General features: G+C 73.3%; 19 protein-coding genes. 14 read left to right on the plus strand and 5 right to left on the minus strand.

The window, feature by feature from the left end; genetic code table 11:
* Positions 1–100 precede the first annotated feature (100 nt).
* Positions 101–832 carry a 3-oxoacyl-ACP reductase family protein gene (locus ABZT74_RS06570; protein WP_356433651.1) on the minus strand — a complete coding sequence of 244 codons (732 nt, stop codon included), beginning with the start codon at positions 830–832 and terminating at the stop codon, positions 101–103.
* Positions 833–1,068: 236 nt separating this feature from the next.
* On the opposite strand from ABZT74_RS06570, the gene ABZT74_RS06575 reads away from it, so the two are divergent.
* Together ABZT74_RS06575 and ABZT74_RS06580 are read left to right on the plus strand one after the other, a co-directional pair.
* Positions 1,069–1,899: an AIM24 family protein gene (locus ABZT74_RS06575; protein WP_356433618.1), complete on the plus strand. Its 831-nt coding sequence runs from the start codon at positions 1,069–1,071 to the stop codon at positions 1,897–1,899.
* Between the two features lie 178 nt (positions 1,900–2,077).
* Positions 2,078–2,470, plus strand: coding sequence for a ribonuclease domain-containing protein (locus ABZT74_RS06580; RefSeq protein WP_356175762.1), 393 nt, complete (start codon positions 2,078–2,080; stop codon positions 2,468–2,470).
* Between the two features lie 181 nt (positions 2,471–2,651).
* Here the strand turns inward: ABZT74_RS06580 and ABZT74_RS06585 are convergent, their stop codons facing one another.
* Positions 2,652–2,855 (minus strand): hypothetical protein, encoded by a 204-nt coding sequence (locus ABZT74_RS06585; protein WP_356433619.1) that lies wholly within the window; start codon positions 2,853–2,855, stop codon positions 2,652–2,654.
* Positions 2,856–3,033: 178 nt separating this feature from the next.
* Here ABZT74_RS06585 and ABZT74_RS06590 point away from each other — a divergent pair, with 178 nt between their 5' ends.
* From ABZT74_RS06590 to ABZT74_RS06605, 4 genes are all read left to right on the plus strand, one after another.
* Positions 3,034–4,317 (plus strand): histidine kinase, encoded by a 1,284-nt coding sequence (locus ABZT74_RS06590; protein ID WP_356433620.1) that lies wholly within the window; start codon positions 3,034–3,036, stop codon positions 4,315–4,317.
* Positions 4,318–4,441: 124 nt separating this feature from the next.
* Positions 4,442–5,113 carry a response regulator transcription factor gene (locus tag ABZT74_RS06595; RefSeq protein ID WP_356433621.1) on the plus strand — a complete coding sequence of 224 codons (672 nt, stop codon included), beginning with the start codon at positions 4,442–4,444 and terminating at the stop codon, positions 5,111–5,113.
* A gap of 44 nt (positions 5,114–5,157) precedes the next feature.
* The gene (locus ABZT74_RS06600; RefSeq protein WP_356175771.1) at positions 5,158–6,333 is read left to right on the plus strand and encodes a cytochrome P450; all 1,176 of its coding nucleotides are present in this window, start codon (positions 5,158–5,160) and stop codon (positions 6,331–6,333) included.
* A 37-nt stretch (positions 6,334–6,370) separates the two neighbouring features.
* The gene (locus ABZT74_RS06605) at positions 6,371–6,859 is read left to right on the plus strand and encodes a hypothetical protein (RefSeq protein WP_356433652.1); all 489 of its coding nucleotides are present in this window, start codon (positions 6,371–6,373) and stop codon (positions 6,857–6,859) included.
* 75 nt (positions 6,860–6,934) lie between these two features.
* On the opposite strand, the gene ABZT74_RS06610 is transcribed toward ABZT74_RS06605, so the two are convergent.
* Positions 6,935–7,948, minus strand: a complete 1,014-nt coding sequence (locus tag ABZT74_RS06610) for a Gfo/Idh/MocA family oxidoreductase (protein ID WP_164370332.1) — start codon at positions 7,946–7,948, stop codon at positions 6,935–6,937.
* Positions 7,949–8,076: 128 nt separating this feature from the next.
* Here ABZT74_RS06610 and ABZT74_RS06615 point away from each other — a divergent pair, with 128 nt between their 5' ends.
* The 8 genes from ABZT74_RS06615 (at position 8,077) to ABZT74_RS06650 (ending at position 20,053) form a co-directional block, all read left to right on the plus strand.
* A complete protein-coding gene (locus ABZT74_RS06615; protein WP_355869676.1) occupies positions 8,077–8,814 on the plus strand; it encodes a GntR family transcriptional regulator in 738 nt (245 codons plus the stop codon).
* A gap of 278 nt (positions 8,815–9,092) precedes the next feature.
* Positions 9,093–10,097, plus strand: a complete 1,005-nt coding sequence (locus tag ABZT74_RS06620; protein ID WP_356433622.1) for a sugar ABC transporter substrate-binding protein — start codon at positions 9,093–9,095, stop codon at positions 10,095–10,097.
* Positions 10,094–11,149, plus strand: a complete 1,056-nt coding sequence (locus ABZT74_RS06625; RefSeq protein ID WP_355869560.1) for an ABC transporter permease — start codon at positions 10,094–10,096, stop codon at positions 11,147–11,149. The genes ABZT74_RS06620 and ABZT74_RS06625 overlap by 4 nt, the downstream gene beginning before the upstream one ends.
* 14 nt (positions 11,150–11,163) lie before the next feature.
* Positions 11,164–11,970, plus strand: a complete 807-nt coding sequence (locus ABZT74_RS06630; RefSeq protein WP_356433653.1) for an ATP-binding cassette domain-containing protein — start codon at positions 11,164–11,166, stop codon at positions 11,968–11,970.
* A gap of 195 nt (positions 11,971–12,165) precedes the next feature.
* A complete protein-coding gene (locus ABZT74_RS06635; protein ID WP_355869679.1) occupies positions 12,166–13,287 on the plus strand; it encodes an ROK family glucokinase in 1,122 nt (373 codons plus the stop codon).
* Positions 13,284–13,865, plus strand: coding sequence for a sugar kinase (locus tag ABZT74_RS06640; RefSeq protein ID WP_356433623.1), 582 nt, complete (start codon positions 13,284–13,286; stop codon positions 13,863–13,865). The genes ABZT74_RS06635 and ABZT74_RS06640 overlap by 4 nt, the downstream gene beginning before the upstream one ends.
* Positions 13,866–14,093: 228 nt before the next feature.
* A complete protein-coding gene (locus tag ABZT74_RS06645; RefSeq protein ID WP_356433624.1) occupies positions 14,094–17,093 on the plus strand; it encodes an SNF2-related protein in 3,000 nt (999 codons plus the stop codon).
* A 719-nt stretch (positions 17,094–17,812) separates the two neighbouring features.
* A complete protein-coding gene (locus tag ABZT74_RS06650) occupies positions 17,813–20,053 on the plus strand; it encodes an SWIM zinc finger family protein (protein WP_356433625.1) in 2,241 nt (746 codons plus the stop codon).
* A 216-nt stretch (positions 20,054–20,269) separates the two neighbouring features.
* Here ABZT74_RS06650 and ABZT74_RS06655 read toward each other — a convergent pair whose 3' ends face one another.
* Both ABZT74_RS06655 and ABZT74_RS06660 read right to left on the minus strand, forming a co-directional pair.
* Positions 20,270–21,517, minus strand: coding sequence for a cytochrome P450 (locus tag ABZT74_RS06655; protein WP_356433626.1), 1,248 nt, complete (start codon positions 21,515–21,517; stop codon positions 20,270–20,272).
* 38 nt (positions 21,518–21,555) lie between these two features.
* Positions 21,556–21,813, minus strand: a complete 258-nt coding sequence (locus ABZT74_RS06660) for a hypothetical protein (protein ID WP_356433627.1) — start codon at positions 21,811–21,813, stop codon at positions 21,556–21,558.
* Between the last annotated feature and the right edge of the window lie 137 nt (positions 21,814–21,950).

Consider the following 21,950-nt stretch of genomic DNA (forward strand, 5'->3'; position numbering starts at 1 on the left):
CCAGGGGGCGCCCCCCCGCGCCTCCGGGGGCACTCGCCGGTCACTTCACGTGCCGGCCGACATCAGGGGTGAGCGTGCCTGGCCACTGAGAGGGCCCGCATCACGCCGCGTGGCCGCCGTCCACGGCGAACTCCGCCCCGGTGACGTAGGCGGCCTCGCTCCCGGCCAGGTACGCGACCATCGACGCCACCTCGTCGGCCGCGGCGAAGCGGCCCACGGCGGTCAGCGCGACCTGGCCGGACGCGAAGGGGCCGTCCGCCGGGTTCATGTCCGTGTCGGTCGGACCGGGGTGGACGATGTTGGCGGTGACCCCGCGAGCGCCCAGTTCCCGCGCGAGTGCCTTGGTCAGGCCGATCAGCGCGGACTTGCTCGTCGCGTAGAGGGTGCCGCCGGGGCCGGGCACCCGCTGGGACATGCAGCTGCCGATCGTGATGATCCGCCCGCCCGTCCCGAGGTGCGGCGCGGCGGCCTGCGAGGTCAGGAACACCCCCCGGACGTTGACGGCGAGCACGTGGTCGACGTCCGCAAGGGACAGGGAGTCCAGGGGGTCGAGCACCCCCGCGCCCGCGTTGTTGACGAGCACGTCCAGCCGCCCGAACTCTCCGACGACCCGGTCCACCACCCCACCGGCCTCGACCGCGTCCGAGGAGTCCGCGCACAGCGCGAGCCCCCGGACGCCGAACGCCTCGACCGCCCGTACGACCTCCGCCGCCGCCTCCTTGCCGCGCACATAGGTGACGGCCACGTCCGCGCCCTCGCGGGCGAGGCGCAGCGCGGTCGCCGCCCCGATGCCCCGGCTGCCCCCGGTCACGAGGGCCACCTTTCCCTTCATCGCGTCTCCGCCCTCCGTGTTGTTGATTCCCTTGCCGCTGTTCGTGCCGCTCGCGATGTCCTCAGTGGTCATGGGTCCATCTCAGCGGCCGCGAGCCGGCGAAGCTGGCGGCGAACGGACGCCGTGTTCCCCGCACCCGGCGCCGGGCCCTGGCCCGGCAAGGCACCGATGAGCCGTCGGCGGCAGCTCACCCGATGAGCCGGAACTCTTCGCTCCGCTTCTCTCGTTCTTCCGGCGTGACCCTTCAGCAAGAGATCGTCGGCAACGCCATGCAGATGGCGGTCGTGAGCCTGAGCCCCGGCCAGACCGTGTACTGCGAGGCGGGGAAGTTCCTGTTCAAGACGACCGGCGTGACCATGGAGACCCGGCTCTCCGGTCCGCCCGGAGGCGGGGGCGGTGCGCAGCAGGCCGGTGGGGGTGGCGGTGGCGGTGGTGGCATGGGCGGCATGCTGCGCCAGGCCATGGGCACCGCCATGCAGGCCGGTCAGCGGGCCCTGGCGGGTGAGTCGCTGGCGTTCCAGTACTTCACGGCGGTGGGCGGCGAGGGCACCGTCGGGTTCGCCGGCGTGCTGCCCGGCGAGATGCGCGCCCTGGAGCTGGACGGCACGCGCGCGTGGTTCGCCGAGAAGGACGCCTTCGTGGCGGCGGAGTCGAGCGTGCGGTTCGGGATCGCCTTCCAGGGCGGCCGGACCGGGCGCAGCGGTGGCGAGGGATTCGTCCTGGAGAAGTTCACCGGACACGGCACAGTGATCATCGCGGGCGCGGGCAACTTCATCGACCTGAACCCGGCGGACTTCGGCGGCCGCATCGAGGTCGACACCGGTTGCGTCGTCGCCTTCGAGGACGGCATCCGCTACGGCGTCCAGCGCATCGGCGGCCTGAACCGGCAGGGCCTGATGAACGCGGTCTTCGGCGGCGAGGGGCTGTCGCTCGCGACCCTGGAGGGCGACGGCCAGGTCATCCTCCAGTCCCTCACCATCGAGGGCCTCGCCAACGCCCTGAGGAAGGCCCAGGGCGGCGACAAGCAGGGCCCGACGGGCGGTCTCTTCTCGACCGACGAAGGCTGAGGGGGCGGCCCGGCCGAGGACCGGCGCGCCGGGCGCACGCGGGTTGTGGGGGTCGTGAGGATGCCCTGCGGGGACACCGTGCAGGCCGTTAACTCGGGGAAAAATCATCGGGCGGGCCGGGAGAAAACAGCCACCTTGACATTGACATGCCACGGTCTACGCGCGTCATTCTGGATCCATGAGATTCCCCCCACGTACCACTCGCACCGGTGCCCTCGTGGCCCTCATGTCCGCCCTCCTCGTGGGCGGCACCGCCGTGGTCCCGGCCGACGCGGCGGCGGCCTCCGTCGGCAGCATCTGTTACGGCGCGCTGCCGTCCCAGGCGCACGACACGCTCGACCTGATCGACGCGGGAGGTCCCTTCCCCTACTCGCAGGACGGCGTCGTCTTCCAGAACCGCGAAGGCGTCCTGCCCTCCCAGTCCTCCGCGTACTACCACGAGTACACGGTCATCACCCCCGGCTCATCGACCCGGGGCGCCCGCCGCATCGTCACCGGCGAGGAGACCCAGGAGGACTACTACACGTCCGACCACTACGTGACGTTCGACCTGGTCGACTTCGGCTGCTGACGCCCGAGACCGAGTCCCCACGGCTCGGGGTGACGGTGAGGCGGCCTGATGGCCTGGCGATTTGAGCCTTGACGGCTTGACGGCTTGACGGCCTGAGGAGCGGAGCGAAGCTGTGGGGTCGGCCCTGCGCGGTTGCGGGTGGCCGGCCCCGCAGTCCGTCTTCGGCGTGCTCCGGACCTCTTCACGTGCGGCTGCTCTCCGCGGCCGCGAACAGGGCGAACGCCAGGACGACGAGTGCGGCGCCCGCGTAGATCTCGTAGCCGTCCAGGAAGTCGAACCGCTGCACGAGTCCCCAGCCGCGCAGTCGGCCGGTGATCCCCTGGACCAGGCCGAGAACGCCCTGCACCAGGGCGACGAATCCGAGCACCTCCAGCAGCTGCTTCATGGCACGACCCTCGCCCGTCGGGCCCTTCGCGCGCATCGGCCGCGGGGTGAGGCCCCGCCGCGGAAAGTCGGCCGTGCCCCGGCCTCGGTCCGACGAAAGTCTGAAGCGGGCCGACTTTGGTCGGTGAAGGCGCTCGCAGGGAGGTGGCGAGGGGTTCGGCTGCGTAGATTTGTCGACCGTGAGTGGTGATGAACCGGCCCGTGCGCCGCGAGACGTTCCGGTGCCGACCCTGTCCGGCAGGCGGTGGCTGCTGCCGTCCGCCGTGGCCGCCGAACTCGATCCCGACGCCGAGCGGAACGGCCGCTCCGGCCGCCCCCGGCGCACCGTGCGCGACTGGATCGTCGACTTCGGCTGTTTCCTTCTGGCCGTCGGAGTGGGTATCGCGGCGGCGAACACGCTGGCCGACGACCCCAACACCCCGCACGCCCTCGCGGTCGCCGACCAGTGGATCGGCGCGCTCGCCTGCGCGGCGGTCTGGCTGCGGCGCCGCTGGCCGCTCGGGCTGGCCATCGCTCTGATCCCCGTCGGGCTCATCTCGACCACCTCGGGCGGCGCCGGGCTCGTCGCCCTGTTCACCCTCGCCGTCCACCGGCCCTTCCGGTACGTCGCCTGGATCGCCGGCGTCCAGATCGCGCTGCTCCCGGCGTACTTCCTGCTCCGGCCCGACCCCGAGCTGTCCTACCTCGCCGCCCTCGCCGTCACGGTGCTGCTCACCTCGGCGGTGGTCGGCTGGGGCATGTTCGTCCGGTCCAAGCGCCAGCTCATGCTGAGTCTGCGGGACAGGGCGCGGCGGGCCGAGACCGAGGCGGCGCTGCGGGCCGAGCAGGCCCAGCAGCTCGCCCGGGAGGCCATCGCGCGCGAGATGCACGACGTGCTCGCACACCGGCTCACGCTCCTGAGCGTCCATGCCGGAGCGCTGGAGTTCCGGCCCGACGCGCCCCGGGAAGAGGTCGCCCGGGCCGCGGGGATCATCCGGGAGAGCGCGCACGACGCCCTGCAGGATCTGCGGGAGATCATCGGAGTGCTGCGCGCGTCGGACTCCGACGACGGGGGGCGGCCGCAGCCGACGCTCGCGGCGCTCGACGGGCTGGTCGCGGAGTCGCGCTCCGCGGGCATGAAGGTGGTCCTCGACAACCGGGTCGCCGATCCGGACGCCGTGCCCGCGTCCGTCGGCCGCACCGCGTACCGCATCGCCCAGGAGGGACTGACGAACGCGCGCAAGCACGCGCCCGGTACGGAGGTCACCGTGTCGGTGCGGGGGGCGGTGGGAGACGGTCTGACCGTGTCCGTCGTCAATCCCGCGCCGTCGGGAGAGGTGCCGTCGGTGCCGGGGTCCGGGCAGGGCCTGATCGGGCTGCGGGAGCGGGCTTCGCTCGCGGGCGGCCGGCTCGAGCACGGCGCCGGGGACGGCGGAGGGTTTCGGGTCGTCGCCTGGTTGCCGTGGGTTGTGCCTGGTCCATGAGGGGGGCCGCGCGCCGGGCGCTGCGGGCGGGTCGCGGCTCGGGTCCGGGGTGGAGCCCCAGGTGGGGGGACGGGCAGGGGCGGAGGGGGCGAGAAGCGTCCTCGGGAGCTGGTTAGGTGGGGGAATGACTGCGATTCGGCTGGTGCTCGTCGATGACGACCCTCTGGTGAGAGCGGGGCTGGCCCTCATGCTGGGCGGCGCCGAGGACGTCGAGATCGTCGGCGAGGCCGCCGACGGCGCCGAGGTCGAGGCGCTGGTGGACCGTACGAGACCCGACGTCGTCCTGATGGACATCCGGATGCCGAACGTCGACGGCCTCACCGCCACCGAGCGGCTGCGCGCCCGGGAGAAAGCGCCCCAAGTCGTGGTCCTGACGACGTTTCACGCCGACGAACAGGTGCTGCGCGCCCTGCGGGCGGGCGCGGCCGGGTTCGTCCTGAAGGACACCCCGCCCGCGGAGATCCTGGACGCGGTGCGCCGGGTGGCGGCCGGGGACCCGGTGCTGTCGCCCACCGTCACCCGCCAGTTGATGGAGCACGCCGCGGGTTCCTCCGCCGACGCCCGCAAGTCCGGGGCCCGTTCGCGGATCGCCGCCCTCAACGAGCGGGAGCGCGAGGTCGCCGTGGCGGTCGGCAGGGGCGGTTCGAACGCCGACATCGCCACCGAGCTGTTCATGAGTGTCGCCACGGTCAAGACGCACGTCTCCCGGATCCTCGCCAAGCTCGGCCTCAACAACCGTGTCCAGGTGGCGTTGTTGACGTACGACGCCGGGTTGCTGGAGGAGGACGGGCACTGAGCGGGGGGCTCGTGCGTTGTGCGGGGTGAGGGGGAGGGGAAGGCGTGATCGATCTGGGGGAGTACGGGGCGGGGTTCACGGAGAACCCGCACCCGGTCTACGCCGAGTTGCGCACGCTCGGTCCGGTGCACCGGGTGCGGCTGCCACCGCCGGACGCGCACCACGAGACCTGGCTCGTGGTCGGGTACGAGGAGGCGCGGGCCGCGCTGGCCGATCCACGGCTGGCCAAGGACGCGGAGAAGATCGGGATCACGTTCCTCGACGAGGAGCTGATCGGCAAGTATCTGCTGGTCGCCGACCCGCCGCAGCACACCAGACTGCGGAGCCTGATCGCCCGTGAGTTCACCCCACGGCGCGTGGCGGCACTGGGCCCGCGGATCCAGGAGATCACCGACGGCCTGCTCGACGCGATGCTCCCGGGCGGGCGCGCCGACCTGGTCGAGTCGTTCGCCTATCCGCTCCCGCTGACCGTCATCTGCGAGCTGCTCGGGGTACCCGGCCCGGACCGGGCCGCCTTCCGCGCGCTGTCCACGGAGGCGGTCGCGCCCACCAGCGCCGAGAGCGAGTACGACGCCTTCGTCCGGCTCGCCGCCTACCTGGGCGACCTGATCGAGGACAAGCGGTCCGCCGGTCCCGCGGACGACCTGCTCAGCGGGCTGATCCGCACCACCGCCGAGGACGGCGACCGGCTCTCGCCCGAGGAACTGCGCGGCATGGCCTTCGTGCTGCTCGTCGCCGGACACGAGACGACGGTCAACCTCATCGCCGGCGCGGTCCACGCCCTGCTCACCCACCCGGACCAACTCACCGCCCTGCGCGCCGACATGACGCTGCTGGACGGCACGATCGAGGAGACCCTGCGCTACGAGGGACCGGTGGAGAACGCGACCTTCCGCTACGCCACGCAGCCCCTCGACATCGGCGGAACGGCGATAGCCTCCGGCGACGCGGTGATGGTCGGCCTCACCGCGGCCGACCGGGACGGCACGCGGTACCCGGCCCCCGACCGCTTCGACATCCGGCGCGAGGCCCGCGGGCACATCGCCTTCGGACACGGCATCCACTACTGCCTCGGTGCCCCGCTCGCCCGGCTCGAAGCCCGCGTCGCGCTCGGCTCCCTGCTGGAGCGCTGCCCGGACCTGGCGCTCGACGGACCGCCGAGCGGCTGGCTGCCCGGGATGCTGATGCGCGGGGCACGCCGGGTGCCGGTGCGGTGGTGAACCGGAGCCCCGCGCAGGGAGAGGAGCGCCGGCCGTGATGCGTACGGCGGAGATCAGAGCGGAGCTGACCGAGCGGGAGGACACCCACCGGCTCCACTGGCGTTCCTCGCTGGAGTTCAGTCTGGACTGTTTCATCTGCGAGCGGACCGGGCGGACGACGCTGTTCGAGCGCGGAGCCGAGCGGGCACTGTGTTCCGGCAGCCGCAGCGGGTTCAAGCGGCACCACGCCCCCGCCAGGATCGCCGGGTTCGACACCACGAGTGGTGAGGAGCGACTGGCGGTCCGGGCGATCCTCGACTTCTGGTGGGCGCCCTTCACCGACCTCCGCGACGGAGGGAAGGTCGCCGTACCCACGGGCCACTCGTGGGTGCGGCTGCACCTCGCCTATCACTGCCCGACCGCGAAGGAGGCCGGCACCGGCAGCATCCAGACCAACCTGGTCCGGCCCCACCGGCTCACCTGCGAGCACTGCGACCTGCTGCTCGCCGTCGACGAGGAGACTCCCGCCGTGCGGCTTCTCGTCTGACGGGGGAATGAGCGGAGCCTGTCGGGCGGGGCGACGTGCGATCGGGCCGAGGCCGCTGCCTGCCGTGAGGCCGGCTCAGTCCCGGCCGCCCGGGATCTCCGCCGGGGACACCGGGCGGCGTTCGCGGCGGGACAGTTCGCAGGCCTCGGCGATGCGGAGGGCCTCCAGGGCCTCGCGGCCGTCGCAGGGGTTGGCGCGTTCGCCGCGGACCACCTCGACGAAGGCGGCGAGCTCCGCCTCGTACGCGGGGCCGAAGCGTTCCAGGAACCCCGTCCACGGTTTGTCCGCGGCCGGCGGGCCGGCCGGCTCGGTCGAGGCGATCGGTGTGCGGTCGTCCAGGCCGACGCCGATCTGATCGCGTTCGCCGGCCAGCTCCATGCGGACGTCGTAGCCCGCGCCGTTCAGCCGGGTGGCCGTCGCCGTGGCGAGCATGCCGTCGTCGAAGGTGAGGACGGCCGCCGCGGTGTCGATGTCGCCCGCCTCGCGGAACATCGAGGGTCCGGCGTCGGACCCGGCCGCGTACACCTGGACGACCTCGCGGCCGGTCACCCAGCGCAGGACGTCGAAGTCGTGGATCAGACAGTCGCGGTACAGCCCGCCGGACAGCGGGAGATAGCCGGCCGGCGGCGGCGACTGGTCGGAGGTCATCGCGCGGACGGTGTGCAGGCGGCCGAGGCGGCCCGACCGCACCGCCTCGCGGGCAGCCGTGTAGCCCACGTCGAAGCGGCGCTGGAACCCCATCTGAAGAACCGTTCCCGCGGCGTCGACCTCGGCGAGCGCGCTCAGTGTGCCCGGCAGGTCGACGGCGATGGGCTTCTCGCAGAAGACCGGGAGCCCGGAGCGCGCCGCCCGGCCGATCAGCTCGGCGTGAGCCGATGTGGCGGCGGTGATGACCACCGCGTCCACGCCCCAGGTGAAGATCTCGTTCACGCTCGGCGCCGCTGTCGCGCCCAGCCGGTCCGCCAGCCGCTGGGCCCGTACCGGATCCGCGTCCGTGACGATGAGGGAGCCGCCGACCTCACGGTGGCGGCTGAGAGTCGTGGCATGGAATGTGCCGATACGACCCGCTCCGATGAGTCCGATGCGCATGGGAACAAACTGAGGGCCGACCAGCCACCCTGTCAATGGTTTGTCCGGACAATCGAACTTCACAACTTCCCGTCAACATCTCACGGAGCTACGCTCGGGCCGTGCCGAAACCAGATGTGGATCCGACCGTGTCGCTCCAGCTCAGCGTCGACCGCAGCAGCCCGGTCCCGCTGTACTTCCAGCTGTCGCAGCAACTGGAGGCCGCCATCGAGCACGGAGCGCTGACCCCGGGAAGTCTCCTCGGCAACGAGATCGATCTCGCCGGACGACTCGGCCTGTCCCGCCCCACCGTCCGCCAGGCCATCCAGTCCCTCGTCGACAAGGGCCTGCTCGTACGGCGCCGGGGGGTCGGCACCCAGGTCGTGCACAGCCAGGTGAAGCGCCCCCTGGAACTCAGCAGCCTCTACGACGACCTGGAGTCGGCGGGCCAGCGCCCCGCCACCCAGGTGGTCGTCAACACCGTCGAGCCGGCGTCCACCGAGATCGCCGCCGCCCTCGGGGTCGCCGAGACCAGCGACGTCCACCGCGTCGAGCGGCTGCGTCTGGCACACGGCGAGCCGATGGCGTACCTCTGCAACTACCTGCCGCCCGGCCTGCTGGAACTCGACGGCGACCGGATGCAGGCGACCGGCCTCTACCGGCTGATGCGCACCGCCGGCATCACCCTCCACAGCGCCCGCCAGTCCGTCGGCGCCCGCGCCGCCACCGAGGCGGAGGGCGAGCGGCTCGGCGAGCCGGCCGGCTCACCCCTGCTCACCATGCAGCGCACCACCTTCGACGACACCGGCCGCGCCGTCGAGTTCGGCACGCACATCTACCGCGCCTCGCGCTACTCCTTCGAGTTCCAGCTCCTCGTCCGGCCGTGACCCGCGCGCGTGTCGGCCCCCGGGACCGGGACCGCGGAGACCCCTGAACGACGGATGCCCGCCGGGCCCGCGGGTGCCGCCACCGTCACCGGAAAGGACGTACCGCGCCGCGTGGACGCACCGCGCGCGGGACCCGCTGGTCGGACGGACGATCCCCGTGATTGATACTTGGTCGTTTGGGCCGGTACGAAGCCGGTCCGAAAGGGCCTGCGGAACGGCCCCCGGGCAGGACCGCAGGGCCCGGCACACCAAGGAGCACGCAAGAAGGGCACGGCCTCGTGGCACGGACTCGGACCTGGGTAAGCATCGCGCTCGCAGGGGCGCTGGGAGTGTCCCTCGCGGGATGCAGCAGCACCGGCGGGAAGCGGGCCGAGGACGCCCGCAAGGCCGCCGCGGCCCAGGGCAGGGCCGCGGTGAACACGCCCAGGTGGACCTTCGCCATGATCACCCACTCGGGCGACGGCGACACCTTCTGGGACATCGTCCAGAACGGCGCCAAGCAGGCCGCCGTCAAGGACAACATCAACTTCCTCTACTCGCACGACGACGAGGCCCAGCAGCAGGCCCAGCTCGTGGACGCCGCGATCGACAAGAAGGTCGACGGCATCATCGTCACGCTGGCCAAGCCCGACGCCATGAAGGCCGCCGTCGCCCGCGCCCACAAGGCCGGCATCCCGGTGATCACGGTGAACTCGGGCTCCGCCGAGTCCAAGGCCTTCGGCGCGCTCACCCACATCGGCCAGGACGAGACGATCGCCGGCGAGGCCGTCGGCGAGGAGCTGAACAAGCGGGGCCGCAAGAAGGCCCTGTGCGTCCTGCACGAACAGGGCAACGTCGGCCACGAGCAGCGCTGCGCCGGCATCAAGAAGACCTTCCACGGCACCGTGCAGAACATCTACGTCCAGGGCACGAGCATGCCGGACGTGCAGTCCTCCATCGGCGCCAAGCTCCAGGCGGACGGGTCCATCGACTCCGTCGTCACGCTCGGCGCGCCCTTCGCGGACACCGCGGTCAAGGCCAAGAAGGACGCGGGCAGCAAGGCCGAGATCGACACCTTCGACCTGAACGCCAAGGTGGCCGCCGAGCTGAAGGACGGCACCCTCGGCTTCGCCGTCGACCAGCAGCCCTGGCTCCAGGGCTACGAGGCCGTGGACCTGCTCTGGCTGTACAAGTACAACGCGGACGTCCTCGGCGGCGGCAAGCCGGTCCTCACCGGCCCGCAGATCATCACCAAGGACCAGGCCTCCGAGCTGGAGCAGTACGCGGACCGGGGGACCCGATGACCGCCACGGCACCCGCTCCGGCGCCCGGCCCCGAGACCGACGAGCGCCTCCTGAAGACCTCGCCCCTGCGCCGGCTGATGGGACGCCCCGAGCTCGGGTCCGTGGTCGGCGCGATCGCGGTCTTCCTCTTCTTCGCGATCTTCGCGGACAGCTTCGTGCGCGCCGCGAGCCTCAGCACCGTCCTGTACGCCGCGTCGACCATCGGCATCATGGCCGTCCCGGTCGCGCTGCTCATGATCGGCGGCGAGTTCGACCTCTCCGCGGGCGTCATGGTCACCAGCTCCGCGCTGATCTCCTCGATGTTCAGCTACCAGATGACGGCCAACGTCTGGGTCGGCGTGTTCGTGTCGCTGCTCGTCACCCTCGCCATCGGCGTCTTCAACGGCGTCATGCTCACCCGGACCGACCCGCCGAGCTTCATCATCACGCTCGGCACCTTCCTCATGCTCACCGGCATCAACCTCGGCTTCACCAAGCTGATCAGCGGCACCGTCTCCACCAAGTCGATCTCCGACATGGAGGGCTTCTCCTCCGCCAAGGACGTCTTCGCGTCCACCCTCACCATCGGCGGCGTCGACTTCAAGATCACCATCCTGTGGTGGCTGGTCCTGGTCGCGGTCGCCACCTGGATCCTGCTGCGCACCCGCGTCGGCAACTGGATCTACGCCGTCGGCGGCGGCGAGGAGGCCGCGCGCGCGGTCGGTGTCCCCGTCGACAAGACCAAGATCGGCCTCTACATGGGCGTCGCGTTCGGCGCCTGGATCTCCGGCCAGCACCTGCTGTTCTCGTTCGACGTCGTCCAGTCCGGCGAGGGCGTCGGCAACGAACTGATCTACATCATCGCGGCCGTCATCGGCGGCTGTCTGATCACCGGCGGCTACGGTTCCGCGGTCGGCGCGGCTGTCGGCGCCCTGATCTTCGGCATGGTCAGCAAGGGCATCGTCTTCGCCGAGTGGAACCCGGACTGGTTCAAGTTCTTCCTCGGCGTGATGCTGCTCCTCGCGACCCTGCTCAACCACTGGGTCCGCAAGCGCGCGGAGGCGACGAAGTGACCACGGACACGAACATGACCAAGGAACCCGCCGCCGACGAACGCGTGCCGCTCGTCGAACTCGACGACGTCAGCAAGTACTACGGCAACATCCGCGCCCTCGAAGGCGTCTCGCTGGAGGTCCACGCGGGCGAGATCACCTGTGTGCTCGGCGACAACGGCGCCGGCAAGTCCACCCTCATCAAGATCATCGCGGGCCGGCACCAGCACGACGCCGGCACGCTGCGCATCGAGGGCGAGGAGATCCGCCTCTCCTCGCCGCGCGAGGCCCTGGACCTCGGCATCGCGACCGTCTACCAGGACCTCGCCGTCGTCCCGCTGATGCCGGTCTGGCGGAACTTCTTCCTCGGCTCCGAGCCCCGCAAGGGTTTCGGTCCCTTCAAGCACCTCGACGTCGACCACATGCGTCGCACCACCCACGCGGAACTCCTGCGCATGGGCATCGACCTGCGCGACGTCGACCAGCCCATCGGTACCCTCTCCGGCGGCGAACGCCAGTGCGTGGCGATCGCCCGTGCCGTCCACTTCGGCGCCAAGGTCCTCGTCCTCGACGAGCCGACCGCCGCCCTCGGCGTGAAGCAGTCCGGCGTCGTCCTCAAATACGTGGCCGCCGCCCGGGACGCCGGACTGGGTGTCGTTTTGATCACCCACAACCCGCATCACGCGTACCTCGTGGGCGACCGCTTCGTCCTCCTCAAGCGCGGAGCCATGTCGGGCAGCCACACCCGCGACGCGATCACCCTCGACGAGCTGACACGCCAGATGGCGGGCGGCAGCGAGCTCGACGACCTGCGGCACGAACTGGAGAACCGCACGGCGTGAGGAGCGCGGGGGAGTGACCCGTTCGGCTCCGCCGGCGTGCCGCGACCGGCCCCGGACGAGCCGCGGGTCACCCCCGTCCCCGCCCTTCCGCGGTGCGGCCCCGGTACGGCGTAAGGCAGAATCGGCGCGATGAGCACCTACCGCGACCTCGCGCTCCCCCGAGCTCTCGGCTCCGCTCGGGCAGGGAGCACCTCCATGGGCTCCGCGCGGGCCACCGTCCTGCGGACCGTGGGAACGCGCGAGCGCCGTTCGCACCTGACGGCGCCCCGCGTCCCCACCGTCGGCATCGACATCGGCGGCACGAAGGTGATGGCGGGCGTCGTGGACGCCGACGGCAACATCCTGGAGAAGGTCCGCGCCGAGACGCCGGACAAGTCCAAGAGCCCCAAGGTCGTCGAGGACACCATCCTCGAACTGGTCCTGGACCTCTCCGACCGGCACGACGTGCACGCCGTCGGCATCGGCGCGGCCGGCTGGGTCGACGCCGACCGCAACCGCATCCTGTTCGCCCCCCACCTGTCCTGGCGCAACGAGCCGCTGCGCGACCGCCTCGCCGGCCGCCTCGCCGTCCCCGTCCTCGTCGACAACGACGCGAACGCCGCCGCCTGGGCCGAGTGGCGGTTCGGCGCCGGCCGGGGCGAGGACCACCTCGTCATGATCACCCTCGGCACCGGCATCGGCGGCGCGATCCTGGAGGACGGCCAGGTCAAGCGCGGCAAGTTCGGCGTCGCCGGCGAGTTCGGGCACATGCAGGTCGTGCCCGGCGGCCACCGCTGCCCGTGCGGCAACCGCGGCTGCTGGGAGCAGTACAGCTCCGGCAACGCCCTGGTCCGCGAGGCCCGCGAACTCGCCGCCGCCGACTCCCCGGTCGCCTACGGGATCATCGAGCACGTCAAGGGCAGCATCGGCGACATCACCGGCCCGATGATCACCGAGCTGGCCCGCGAGGGCGACGCCATGTGCATCGAGCTCCTCCAGGACATCGGCCAGTGGCTCGGCGTCGGCATCGCCAACCTGGCCGCCGCCCTCGACCCCTCCTGCTTCGTCATCGGCGGCGGCGTCAGCGCCGCCGACGACCTCCTCATCGGGCCCGCCCGCGAGGCGTTCCGCCGCCACCTCACCGGCCGCGGCTACCGCCCCGAGGCCCGGATCGCACGCGCCCAGCTCGGGCCCGAGGCCGGCATGGTCGGCGCCGCCGACCTCGCGCGCCTCGTCGCCCGCCGCTTCCGGCGCGCCAAGCGCCGCCGCGTGGAGCGCTACGAGCGGTACGAGCGCTACGCCGATTCACGCCGCTCCACCCAGCAGGAGTCGATGTGACGGCCTCGCTGCCCCGCCAGGCGACCTCCCCGGACGAACCCGAACGGCCCCCGGAGGACCCCCGGCACAGGTTCCGCCGCCGCGCCCTGACGCTGCTGATCATCGTGCTGCTCATCGGGGTACCGGCCGGCTATCTCGTGATCTCCGCCAACCAGAGCCGCGACAGCGGCAAGGACAAGGAGGAGAAGTACTCGGCGACCGGTCTCACCGCGGGCTGGCCCTCCCGCGTGCAGCGCCGCCTCTACCAGATCCCGATCCCCGGCCGGTCCACCGACGTCGCGTACTACGAGACGAACAACTGGAAGACCAGCCGCCTGTACGTCCAGTTCGGGACGACCGAGGCGGGCCTCGACGGGTTCCTCAAGGGCGTCGGCGCCCGGGGCGCCGACCTGAAGAAGGACGACATCACCATCGGCGACCGGGACCAGAAGGTCGTCGGCTGGGAGTTCACCGGCCCCGGTCCCTGGTCGGGGCTCGTGCACAAGCAGAAGGACCCCGCGCCCACCCAGGACATCGTCGTGAACCGCGCCGAGCCCGGACACCCCATGGTGTACGTCGTCTCGCGCACCATCCCGTAGGACGCCCCGCGGACCCGCTTCCCGCGGTCCCGATCCGCCCGGGTCCGGCGGTCCGGCGGGCGCGTGAACGGTGGCGGAGGTACGACTGCGGCCGCTCGGCACCGACCCCGCGAAATCCCCGGACCACGGCCCCGGCCGGGCCCGTCCCCGCCCCGCGCGGCCGTGAGAGCCGATTGTCCGACCCCGCCCGTAGAGTCGAGGACAACTGACACGACACAGGGGCGGGAGGTGACCGGACGTATGCGCGACGCCATGGACGCGGTGGCCGACCGGGCCCTCGCCTGGCCCTCCCCGGCCCGGGTGCCCACCGCCCCCGCCCACCCGGACCGGGCGCCCTCGCCCTCCGCCGAGTCGCCCGCCGCCCCGCTGCCCTCCGTGCGGCTCGCCGCCGTCTTCCTGCCCGCGCCGCTGCCCCGGGATGGGCGGATCGCGTTCTGGGACCCGGACGGCGAACCGACGCCCGTCGGCGACGAGGACGAGAAGACACCCGCGGCGGAACCCGAGAGCGCCCCGCCGGCCGGAAGCGACGCGGGTCCCCTTCCGCGCGCACGGACCGGGCTGACCGTCGTACGACCGCACGGCTCCGGAGTCCGCAGGGCCACCGTGCCCGCCCTCACCCTCTCCGTCGGTGAGGCACTGCCCCTGCTCGCCGCGGCCCGCCGCAACCCCGCCGCCCATCCCGCCACCGCCTGCTGGGGCGCCGCCGCTCTGCACGCGCTGCGCCTCGTCGCCCGAGGACGGCTGCTCCCCGGGCTCACCCCGGACGGCTTCGACTCCTGGCGCGCGGGCCCCCTCGACCAGGACGACGTCGCCCACCTGCGGGCGATCGCCGGGGCCCTGCCGTACGAGGGACACGCCGTCCCGCTCCCCGGCAAGGGACCCCTCCGGCTGCCCGACCCGGAAGCCCTCATGCGCTCCTTCCTGGACGCGGTCGCCGACACCCTCCCGCGCACCCCCGCCGCGCCGTACGTCTCCGGCCTCCCCTTCGCGGCCCGCGCCCCCCAGCGGCTGCCGGGGGCCCACGACTGGGCGGCCGAGGTCGCCGCCGGCATGGACGCGGGCGTACGGATCTCACTCCGCCTCGACCTGTCCGCCTACCAGCTCTTCGATGACGGCGAGGGCGCCCGGCGCGCCGGCGCCGCCGTCGTCCAGGTGCACAGCCTCGCCGACCCCACCCTCGTCATCGACGCGGCGGCCCTCTGGGCAGGGGAGGCCGACGACGTCTTCGGGCCCCGCGCGCGCGTCGACGCCGCCCTCGCCGTCCGCCGCGCCGCCCGCGTCTGGCCCCCGCTGGACCGCCTCTCGGAGCAGGACGTGCCGGACGTGCTCGCCCTGTCCGAGGAGGAGCTGTCTGACCTCCTCGGCGTCGCCGCCGCCCGCCTCGGCACGGCCGGCGTCGCCGTGCACTGGCCGCGCGACCTCGCCCAGGACCTCAGCGCCTCCGCGGTGGTGCGCCCCGCGCCCGGCTCCGCGACGGACGGCACCGGCTTCTTCGAGAGCGAGGAGCTCCTGCAGTTCCGCTGGCAGCTCGCCCTCGGCGGAGACCCCCTCAGCGAGGCCGAGATGGACGCCCTGGCCGAGGCGCACCGGCCCGTCGTGCGGCTGCGCGACCAGTGGGTGCTCGTGGACCCGGCACTCGTCCGCAAGGCACGCAAGCGCGAGCTCGGCCTCCTCGACCCCGTCGACGCGCTCTCCGTCGCCCTCACCGGCACCGCCGAGGTGGACGGCGAGACGGTCGAGGCCGTGCCGGTCGGCGCGCTCGCCACCCTGCGCGACCGCCTCACGGCCGGCCTCGCCCCCGTCGAACCGCCCCCGGGCCTCCAGGCCCGGCTGCGTGACTACCAGTCGCGCGGCCTCGCCTGGCTGGACCTCATGACCTCCCTCGGCCTGGGCGGCTGCCTCGCCGACGACATGGGACTCGGCAAGACGGTCACCCTCATCGCCCTCCATCTGCGCCGGGCCCGCAGCGAACCGACCCTGGTGGTCTGCCCCGCGTCCCTCCTCGGCAACTGGCAGCGCGAGATCACCCGCTTCGCACCCGGCGTCCCCGTGCGCCGCTTCCACGGTTCCGACCGCACCCTCGCCGACCTCGACGGCGGCTTCGTCCTCACGACGTACGGGACGATGCGTTCGGCCGCCACCCACCTCGCCGAGCAGCCGTGGGGCATGGTCGTCGCGGACGAGGCGCAGCACGTCAAGAACCCCTACTCGGCCACGGCGAAGGCCCTGCGCACCATCCCGGCCCCCGCGCGCGTGGCCCTCACCGGCACCCCCGTGGAGAACAACCTCTCCGAGCTGTGGGCCCTGCTGGACTGGACGACCCCCGGACTCCTCGGCCCCCTCAAGTCCTTCCGCGCCCGCCATGCCCGCGCCGTGGAGAACGGCGAGGACGAGGAGGCGGTGGCCCGGCTCGCGCGGCTGATCCGCCCGTTCCTGCTCCGTCGCAAGAAGTCCGACCCGGGCATCGTTCCCGAGCTGCCGCCCAAGACGGAGACGGACCACCCCGTCCCGCTGACCCGCGAACAGGCCTCCCTCTACGAGGCCGTGGTCCGCGAGTCGCTGCTCGCGATCGAGACCACCGACGGCATCGCCCGCAAGGGACTCGTCCTCAAGCTCCTGACCTCCCTCAAGCAGATCTGCAACCACCCGGCCCTGTTCCTGAAGGAGGACGCCCAGGCCGCCGCCCAGGGACCGTCCGCCCGTTCCGGCAAACTCGCCCTGCTGGACGAGCTGTTGGACACCCTGCTCGCGGAGGACGGCTCGGCCCTCGTCTTCACGCAGTACGTCGGCATGGCCCGCCTCATCACCGCCCACCTGACCGCCCGCGCCGTTCCGGTGGAGCTGCTGCACGGTGGCACCCCGGTCGCCGAACGCGAACGCATGGTGGACCGCTTCCAGAGCGGTGAGACCCCGATCCTGGTGCTGTCCCTGAAGGCCGCGGGCACCGGCCTGAACCTCACCCGCGCCGGCCATGTCATCCACTTCGACCGCTGGTGGAACCCCGCGGTCGAGGAGCAGGCCACCGACCGCGCGTACCGCATCGGCCAGACCCAGCCCGTGCAGGTCCACCGCCTCATCACCGAGGGCACGGTGGAGGACCGCATCGCCGAGATGCTCGAAGCGAAGCGCGCGCTCGCCGACGCGATCCTCGGCTCCGGCGAGGCCTCCCTGACGGAGCTGACCGACCGCGACCTGTCCGACCTCGTCTCGCTCCGGAGGTCGACATGAGCGGGACCGAAGACGAGGAGCGGCGCGTGGAGGGGACCGGGTCCGGCGACCCGGCCGACGGCACGGACCTGCCGCGACCCGCCTCGGGTGACCGCCCCGCGGACGTGGCCCGCCGGGCGCTGCGGGCCGCTCGGGAGCGGGACAAGGACCGGGACGGCGAGAGGGAGAGCGGAGAGCGGGTCGGCCGGGAGAGCGGGGCGGCTGAGGGGCCGGTGGGTGCGGGCTCGGATGCGGGAATTGGTTCGGCTTCGGGCACAGGCGGAGCTTCGGGTCTGGCTTCGAGTGAGGGAGCCGCCGGGCCGAGTGAGGCCGGTGAAGGGGCCTCGGCGGCCGGGCTGTCCGCGCCTTCGGCGTCTTCGTCGTCGGCGGGTTCGTCCCCCTCGGTCGCGGGGGAGGACGCGGCCAGGGCTCCTCGGCCTGGGTCCGCTGCCGGGCCGCGTCCCGGTGACGTGGCGCGCGAGGCCCTGCGGCGCGCGACCGAGGCGGCGAGGAGCGCCGGTGCCGGTGGGGCCCGTACGGGTGCTGCGGGGTCTGTAGGTGTCGGTGACGACGACCGCTCCGATACCGGTGGGCGGGTGTCGTCGGGCGATCGCGGCGCGACCGGCGCGACCGGAGCGGGCTCCCGTGGGGCGGTGGAGACTGGCAGGTCCGGCGGGACCGTTCGCGGTGGGCGTACCGACACCGGTTCCCCTGCGCCGAGTCGGCGTGACAGCCGTGACATGCCGGGTTCGGTGGCCGGCGACGAGCACACCGCGGAGCCGGTGACCGGGGGCGGCGGGCAGGAGGTCCACGAAGACGTCGAGGCCGAGATCGAGGCCGACGGTTCGGGCCGGGACGGTGACGGGCGTGCGGCCGGAGGTGCCGAGGCGAGGGACACCGACGCGGCCGAGTCCGTCCCGTCCGGTGTGCCGGACGCGGGGACGACCGGGAGTGCGCGCCCTGGTGACATCGCCCGTGAGGCGTTGCGCGCCGCGCGGGACGAGGCGAAGCGGGCCCGGGCCGGCGGCGGCGATGAAGGGGGACCTGTAACAGGCGCCCTGAGGCGTGGAGTTGGTCCGGGTGCGCGGCCTCGGCCCGACAGGGGACCGGCCGGCGGAACCCGAGGACGGCGGAGCGGCGAGAGCGCCGCGCCCCCGGTGGGAGCCTCCCGTGCGCAGGAGTTGAGGGAGTTGCTCGCCGGCGCCTTCCAGCTCCCCTCCGACGTGTCCGACCCCGGGCTCCCGCCGCACCCCGCCGACGCCGCGGGTGACGAGGGCGTGGGCGGACATCCTCACGCGCATCCCGAGGGGGAGGGCGAGGCGACGACGGTCGACGCTCCGCTCCCGGGGGCGGCCGGCAGCTCCGACCCCCTCAGCTCCGGGCCTCCCGCGCCCACCCGGCCCGGCGCACGGACCGTGACCGGCGACCCCGTCGACTCCGAGGTGGAACAGCCCGGTTACCGCGCTTCCGAGTCCCAGGCATCCGATCCCGCCGTGTCGGCGACCCGCTCCCCGGACCCGCTCGGGCCCGATCCGTCCCCGGAGCCGTCCGGGCCGCGGCCCTCGGCCTCGGAACGAGCCGGCGAGGTGAGCGAGACGTGGCCCGAACCGCGCCCGCCGCACGCCGACCCGCACGCCCACCCCCACGCCGACCGGCACCCCCCGTCCGGTCGTCGCGCCCCGGCGAACCCCGCGCTCTCCGAGCGGCTGCCGCGTTCCATGGCCTCCCCGGGCCGGGACGGTGAGCTGCGCCGTACGTTCCCCAGGTTCCCGGCGCGGGACGCCGTGGACGGCGCGTTCGCGGAGACGTGGTGGGGCAACGCGTGGGTCGCGGCGCTGGAGGAAGGGGCCCTGGATGCCGCGCGGCTGGCGCGTGGCCGGACATACGCGGGGCAGGGACACGTCGACGCCATCACGGTCACCCCGGGCCTGGTGCTGGCGTACGTGCACGGCAGCCGGCCGCGGCCGTACCGGGTCCAGATCAGGGTGCGGACCCTCGCCGACGCCGACTGGGACCGCTTCCTCGACGCGGCCGCCGAGCGGCCCGGACACATCGCCGCACTCCTCGACAAGGAGATGCCGAAGTCGCTGGCCGACTGCGGAGCCGAGCTGCTCCCCGGCCCCGGCGAGCTCGAACCGCAGTGCAGCTGCCCCGACTTCGGACACCCCTGCAAGCACGCGGCCGCGCTCTGCTACCAGACGGCCCGACTGCTGGACGAGGACCCGTTCGTGCTGCTCCTGCTGCGCGGCCGGGGCGAGCGCGAGCTGCTGGACGCGCTGTCCCGACGCAACGCCACCCGAGCCGCCCGTGCGTCCCAGGAGCGCGAACCCGCGCCGCTGCCCGGAGTGCGTGCCCGTGACGTGCTCGCCCGGCGTGTGCTGCCGCCTCTGCCCGTACCGCTGCCGCCGCCCGTCCATCCCGAGCAGCCACCGGCCTATCCGGGTGCTCCGGGCGGCCCGGACCCGTTCGCGCTGGACCAGTTGGCGACGGACGCGGCGGCCCGCGCGCACGCCCTGCTCACCGCGGGCCGCGACCCCGTGGCGGACCTGACGCTCTGGCAGGACGCGGTGCGTATCGCCGCCGCCCGGCCCGGATCGGGCCTGACCGCCACCACCCGGGCCCTCTACGCCTCGCTCGCGTCGGCGACCGGGCGGGCCCCCGCCGATCTGGCACGGGCGGTGGCCGCCTGGCGCCAGGGCGGGTTCGACGCGCTCACCGTGCTCGAAGAGCCCTGGGATCCGCCGGCGGGCCGGTTCGACCGGGCGAGGCCGCTGCTTCTGGCCGCCGACCTGCCCGCCTTCCGTCCCTGGCGCAACCACCTCACCCACCCGGGCGGCCACGCCCAGCTCCGCCTCGGCCGGAACGGTCTCTGGTACGCCTTCGAGTCCGAGCCGGGCCACGACGACTGGTGGCCCCGCGGCACCCCCGACCTCGACCCCGTCGGCGCGTTGACGGGACTCGGCGCACCGGGCGACCTCTGACGCGTTCCTCCGTGTCCCACGCGCCGGAGCCGCGCGGGCGCGGCGGGCAGCCGGAGCGACGACCACACTGTCCAGCTGCGGCCGCCCGAGTCCGCCCGAGTCCGCCTGGGCCCGCCTGTATCGACCTGTCCTCGCCTGCGTGCAACCGTGTCCGTCTGGGCCCGCCCGGGCCGGCTGCTTCCTGCCGCTTCTGCCGGTCCGTCTACGCCGGTCCGTCTACGCCGGTCCGTCGGGCAGGACGGGCAGTGCGGCCAGGCGTCGGTGCAGATAGCCGCCACCCCACGCCAGTTCGTCCAGGGGCACCGCGGGCTCCAGGTGGTGCCAGCGGCCGAGGACGACGGTGAGGGCCACCGTCAGCTCCAGGCGGGCCAGCGCCGATCCGGGACAGTAGTGCGGACCGAGGCCGAAGCTCAGGTGACGGCCGGCGCTACGGCGGTCGGGGTCCAGCGTTCCGGGGTCGGCGTGACAGCGCGGGTCGTGATTCGCCGCTGCCACGGACAGCAGGACACCGCTCCCCGCCGGGATGACCGTGTCCCCGAACCGCACGTCCTCCAGCGCCACCCTCTTGGTGCTGAAGGGACCCGGGGTGTCCCAGCGCAGCAACTCGTCCACCGCGCGCGGGATCCGCCCCGGCTCCTTCCGCAGCGAGTCCTGCACGTCCGGGTGGCCCAGCAGCGCCGCGACGCTCATGCCGATCGCCTGCACCGTGCTGTCGAAGCCGGCCAGCAGCAGCATCGCCAGGAGCGAGGCGACCTCGTCCTCGCTCGCACCGCCCTGCTCGTGCCAGGCCGCGAGGACGCGGGAGACGACGTCCTCGCCCGGAGCGGCCTCGCGGCGCGCCATCTCGCCGCGGACAAAGGCGTCGATGCGGGCCACGCTCTCCTCGACGGCACGAGCGGAGTGGCCCGTCTTGTCCGCGAGGAGCGCCACCGGCTCGTACAGCGCGGCCCGTTCCCCCTCCCGCACCTCGAAGACCTCGCACAGCGACCGGAAGGCGAACGGGCGGGCGAACGCGTCCATCAGCTCCACCGGTCCCCGCCCGCGGGCCGCGTCGGCCGCGTCGAGGAGTTCACCGGCGGCCCGCTCGATGCGTTCCCGGTGGGCGGCCATACGCGCCGGGGTGAGTGCCGGTGTGGCCAGGCGGCGGATCCGCGTGTGGTCGGGCGGGTCGTAGTTGACCAGCGTCACGTCCAGGGCGCGCCGCCGCACGCCCGGGTCGGGAACCCGACCGCCGCTCAAGGAGAGGCGTGGATCCAGGAATCCGGCCCGCACGTCCTCGGCACGGGTCACCAGCCACGCCGGCCGCCCCCCGGGCGTCCTGATCCGGGCCACGGGACAGGTCTCCCGGATCTCGGCGAGCGTCTCCTCCGGCCGGGCCAGGAATCCGGCCCCGAGCGGCTCCGGCAGTCCCTGCCGTCCTGCCGCTGCGGGAGGGGCGGCCGTGACGGCGGGTTCGGTGTCCATGCGGAGGCGTCCTCTCGCGGTCGCGGAGTGTGCGGCGGTCACCGTAGGAACAGCCGGTTGCCCGCCGGTTCGCGCCCGGTGCGATTCCGGTATGTCCGCGCCCGCAGGGACCACGTGAAGCACTGCTCTTCGGCCGTACGTACCCCGCGATGCGGTGATGCGCGATGCGGTGATGCGTGGTGCTGCGCGGTGCCGTGCTGCGCGATGCGGTGCTCCGCCATGGCGCGCTCCGCCATGGCGCGCTCCGTGATGGAGCGCTGCGTGATGGCGCGCTCCGTGATGGGGTGCTGCGCCATGGCGTGCCCGCGATGCCGTGCCGCCCGGAGTACGCCGTGCGGCCGTGGCGGCATCCCGCCGCCCCTTGGAGCGCCGGCCCACGGACGTCCCTCTCCGCCGTACCGCCCACGCGACCCGCGCCACCGTACGGCGTTCA

Origin of the sequence: Streptomyces sp. NPDC005302 (genome assembly GCF_040607345.1) — a bacterium.
Taxonomy (GTDB): Bacteria; Actinomycetota; Actinomycetes; order Streptomycetales; family Streptomycetaceae; genus Streptomyces.

Coding starts and splice junctions, on each gene's coding strand:
- ABZT74_RS06650 (WP_356433625.1), top strand. CDS start 17,813: ATGCCGGGTTCGGTGGCCGGCGACGAGCACACCGCGGAGCCGGTGACC.
- ABZT74_RS06630 (WP_356433653.1), top strand. CDS start 11,164: ATGACCAAGGAACCCGCCGCCGACGAACGCGTGCCGCTCGTCGAACTC.
- ABZT74_RS06625 (WP_355869560.1), top strand. CDS start 10,094: ATGACCGCCACGGCACCCGCTCCGGCGCCCGGCCCCGAGACCGACGAG.
- ABZT74_RS06635 (WP_355869679.1), top strand. CDS start 12,166: ATGGGCTCCGCGCGGGCCACCGTCCTGCGGACCGTGGGAACGCGCGAG.
- ABZT74_RS06605 (WP_356433652.1), top strand. CDS start 6,371: ATGCGTACGGCGGAGATCAGAGCGGAGCTGACCGAGCGGGAGGACACC.
- ABZT74_RS06585 (WP_356433619.1), bottom strand. CDS start 2,855: ATGAAGCAGCTGCTGGAGGTGCTCGGATTCGTCGCCCTGGTGCAGGGC.
- ABZT74_RS06660 (WP_356433627.1), bottom strand. CDS start 21,813: ATGGCGCAGCACCCCATCACGGAGCGCGCCATCACGCAGCGCTCCATC.
- ABZT74_RS06655 (WP_356433626.1), bottom strand. CDS start 21,517: ATGGACACCGAACCCGCCGTCACGGCCGCCCCTCCCGCAGCGGCAGGA.
- ABZT74_RS06580 (WP_356175762.1), top strand. CDS start 2,078: ATGAGATTCCCCCCACGTACCACTCGCACCGGTGCCCTCGTGGCCCTC.
- ABZT74_RS06570 (WP_356433651.1), bottom strand. CDS start 832: ATGAAGGGAAAGGTGGCCCTCGTGACCGGGGGCAGCCGGGGCATCGGG.
- ABZT74_RS06610 (WP_164370332.1), bottom strand. CDS start 7,948: ATGCGCATCGGACTCATCGGAGCGGGTCGTATCGGCACATTCCATGCC.
- ABZT74_RS06595 (WP_356433621.1), top strand. CDS start 4,442: ATGACTGCGATTCGGCTGGTGCTCGTCGATGACGACCCTCTGGTGAGA.